This is a genomic window from Oerskovia gallyi, from assembly GCF_014836745.1.
Classification (GTDB): domain Bacteria; phylum Actinomycetota; class Actinomycetes; order Actinomycetales; family Cellulomonadaceae; genus Oerskovia; species Oerskovia paurometabola.
Genome location: NZ_JACSQE010000010.1, coordinates 1 through 3552, shown reverse-complemented (window position 1 = coordinate 3552; position 3552 = coordinate 1). Strand labels below are relative to the sequence as shown.

The 3552-nt window shown below is 73.5% G+C and carries 3 protein-coding genes; 1 reads left to right on the top strand and 2 read right to left on the bottom strand.

Translation table 11 applies throughout. The features are described from left to right. Positions 1-38: 38 nt before the first annotated feature. Positions 39-932, bottom strand: coding sequence for an ABC transporter permease (locus H9640_RS12800; protein WP_191791103.1), 894 nt, complete (start codon positions 930-932; stop codon positions 39-41). Continuing rightward, positions 929-2014 (bottom strand): ATP-binding cassette domain-containing protein, encoded by a 1086-nt coding sequence (locus H9640_RS12795; RefSeq protein WP_191791102.1) that lies wholly within the window; start codon positions 2012-2014, stop codon positions 929-931. Before H9640_RS12795 ends, H9640_RS12800 begins: the two co-directional genes overlap by 4 nt. Before the next feature lie 84 nt (positions 2015-2098). Between H9640_RS12795 and H9640_RS12790 the strand changes: the two genes are divergently transcribed. Further along, positions 2099-3166, top strand: coding sequence for a helix-turn-helix transcriptional regulator (locus H9640_RS12790; protein WP_191791101.1), 1068 nt, complete (start codon positions 2099-2101; stop codon positions 3164-3166). The last annotated feature ends 386 nt before the right edge of the window (positions 3167-3552 follow it).

Here is a 3552-nt window from a genome sequence, read left to right as displayed (position 1 = left end):
GCCGTGGGCGTGCCACCCCTGCGTCGTCCTCGGGGGCCTCAGTCCGTGCTGCGCACCATGGTCCTGATCCCCACGGCCAGCCCGACGGCGGCGGTCACCAGCGCGGCGACCCATCCCCAGGCGGCGGCCGACGAGGTCAGGTCGCCCGCGAAGAGTGCGCGCTCGGCGTCGACCAGGTAGGTCAGGGGGTTGAGGTGGGCCGCGGCCCGCATCCACGACGGGCCGGTCTCGAGGGGCAGCAGCATCCCGGACAGGATCATGAGCGGGAAGAGCAGCGTCTGCTGCACGAGCCAGAACATCCACTCCTGCTTGCGGACCGCGAGGGCCAGCGCGTAGCTGAGCGACCCGACCCCGACGCCGAAGATCGCGAGCATCGCCAGCCCGAGGACCGCGCCGACGGGAAAGAGCTCGAACCCGAACGGCAGCATCACGAGCACGACCACGACCGACTGCGCCGCGATCGGGACCATCTCCTTGAGTGCGCGTCCCACGAGCAGCGACGGTCGGGACAGCGGCGAGACGAGCATGCGCTCGTGCGCGCCGGTGTTGAGCTCCTGCTGGAGGTTGGCTCCCGTGGTCGACGTGCCGAACAGCGTCGTCATCACGAGGATCGACGGCACGAACCACTGCCAGACGCTGCCGCCCAGCGTCCCGGTCGCGCCGCCGTCCTGCCCGCTGAGCGTCCCGACGAGCAGCGGGCCGAACAGCGCGAGGAAGACGAGCGGCTGCACCAGGCCGAACACGACCGAGAACGGGTCGTGGAGCAGGGGGCGCAGCTCGCGGACCAGGACGATCCAGGTGTCGCGGCCCAGGTTCGCGAGCCGGCCGCGGGGGCGGGCTCCAGGGCGTCCCGACGCAGAGCCGGAGCCGCGCTGCGTGCGCGTGGGAGCGGGACCGCCGCCGGTCGTGGTCGTGGTGTCGACGGTGCTCATGCTGCGTCCTTCCCGGAGAGCGCGACGCTCTCGGTGGTCTGTGCCGTGGGTGAGGCGCTGGCCTCGTCTGCTCCGCCAGAGGTGCTGGCCTTGTCTGCTCCGCCCGACTCGCGCAGGCTGCGGCCGGTCAGCGCGAGGAACACGTCGTCGAGCGTGGGGCGGTGGACCTGGGCCGTGGCGACGACGACGCCCGCGTGGTCGGCCGCGCGCAGCAGGGCCGGGAGGAGCGCGGGCCCGTCCGCGGCGCGGGCCGAGACCTGGGTGACGCCCGTGCCGTCGGTCGTCCCGACCTCTCGGACCCCGTCCGCGCGCGAGACGAGCTGCGCGAGGCGAGCGCCGTCGTCGGGCGTGGTCTCGAGGACCACGCGGTCCCCGGCGAGGTTCGTCTTGAGCGCCTCCGCGGTGTCGTCGGCGATGACCTCGCCGTGGTCGACGACGACGACGCGCTCGGCCATGGTGTCGGCCTCGTCGAGGTAGTGCGTGGTCAGGACGATCGTCATGGGGTCGCCCGTGGCGGCGAGCGCGTCGGCCCGCATGCGCAGGACGTGCTCCCACAGGTTCGCGCGGTTGTGCGGGTCGAGCCCGGTCGAGGGCTCGTCGAGGAACAGCAGCGACGGCGAGTGGACGAGGCCCATCGCGACGTCGAGGCGGCGACGCTGCCCGCCCGAGAGGTCCGCGACCTTGCGCGTGCGCAGCGCGGTCAGGTCGAGCGCCTCGAACAGCTCGTCGGCGCGGCGGCGGGCGGCCCGGCGGTCGAGGCCGTACACGACGCCCTGCGTCACGAGCTCGTCGACGGCCCGCTGGTTGTGGCCCGCGGCGTTGCCCTGCCCGACGTACCCGATGTGGTGACGGACCTGCGCGGGGTGCGCGACGACGTCGTACCCCGCGACGGTCGCGCTGCCCGAGGTGGGCGCGATGAGCGTCGTGAGCATGCGCAGGGTCGTGGTCTTCCCGGCCCCGTTGGGGCCCAGGACGGCGACGAGCTCGCCCGGCTCGATGTCGAGCGAGATGCCGCGCACGGCGTGCACGGTCTCGTGGCGGCTCACGACGAAGTCCTTCGTGAGGGAGCGGGTGTGGATCACGGTGTCCTCCAGGAGTGGGTGATGACTCCACCCTGTCGCGGGTAGCGGTCAGGTTCTGTCCGCTACTCGTGCGACGCTGGGAGCATGCTCGAGACCTCGGCCCGGCTCCTCGCCCTGCTCTCCCTGCTCCAGGCCCGCCGCGACTGGCCGGGGGAGGCGCTCGCCGAGCGCCTGCGCGTCAGCCCGCGCACGGTGCGGCGCGACGTCGACCGCCTGCGCGAGCTCGGCTACCCCGTGCGTGCGACCAAGGGGCCCGACGGCGGGTACCGCCTCGACGCGGGCGCCGACCTCCCGCCCCTGCTGTTCGACGACGAGCAGGCCGTCGCGGTCGCGGTCGCCCTCCAGACCTCCCCGGTGGGTGGGCTCGAGGAGCCGGCGCAGCGAGCGCTCGCGACGATCCGCCAGGTCATGCCCGCGCGGCTGCGCGGGCGGATCGACGCGCTCGAGGTGACCGTGGTGCGGTCGTCCGGGCAGGCCGCGCGGCCCGACGTCGACCCGGCCGTGCTGGTCGCGGTGGGCAGCGCCGTGCGGGCGCGCGAGGTGCTGCGCTTCGACTACGACGGCGGGTCCGCGCCGCTGCTCGGCTCGGGCGACGCGGCCTTCCGGCCCCCGCGCCGCGCCGAGCCGCACCACCTCGTGACGTGGGGCGGGCGCTGGTACCTCGTCGCGTGGGACCTCGAGCGCCAGGACTGGCGCACGTTCCGCGTCGACCGGATGACCCCGCGGACGCCCACGGGGCCGAGGTTCGCGCCGCGCGACCTGCCGGCGGTGCCGACGGACCGTGGACACCCTGGCGGAGTGCGGGGAGGGGGCGCAGGGCGGCGCACCACCCGCGGGCAGGGCACCGTGCCCGACGTCGCCGCGTACGTCGCGCACCAGTTCTCCCGTCCGCGGTGGCCCGCCGAGGGCGAGGTCGTCCTGCACGCCCGGGCGGACGACCTCGCGCCGTGGGTGGGGGACCAGGGGCTGATCGAGGCCCTCGGACCGGACCGGTCACGGCTCGTCGCGGGGTCGTGGTCGTGGCGCGGCCTGGCCGCGTGGGTCGGGATGTTCGACGTCCCGTTCGAGGTCGTCGGGCCGGCCGAGCTGCGCACCGCGGTCCGCGAGATGGGGGAGCGGTACCGGGGGGCCGTCGGCGACGCCGGTCGGTGACCTGGTCGATGCTCTGGGGGTGCTCTGTTCGGCGATGCGCGGCGCCGATCCGTTCGGTGACCGGGGTCACGCGAGGCCGGGTTGACCGGAGCGTTCACCTCCCCGTAATGTTCTCGAAGTCAGCCCGGCAGGGAGAGACAGACACCACTGCGAAGCTCTTCGGAGCCGCCGCGAAGTGGCTGTTGCCCCGGACTGAAATCCGACATCTTGATCTGGACGCCTCGTGCCTCCAGAGCCTGACGTCGGGGATCGACCTCCGAGTTTGACCCGGTTCGCCGGGTTTGAAACGAAGAAGCCGGTCTGGTAGGTTAGAGAAGTTGCCCCGAGTGAAGGCCCCTGGTGGGTTGGAGTCGGTGCGTGTCGGTTGCTTGAGAACTCAACAGTGT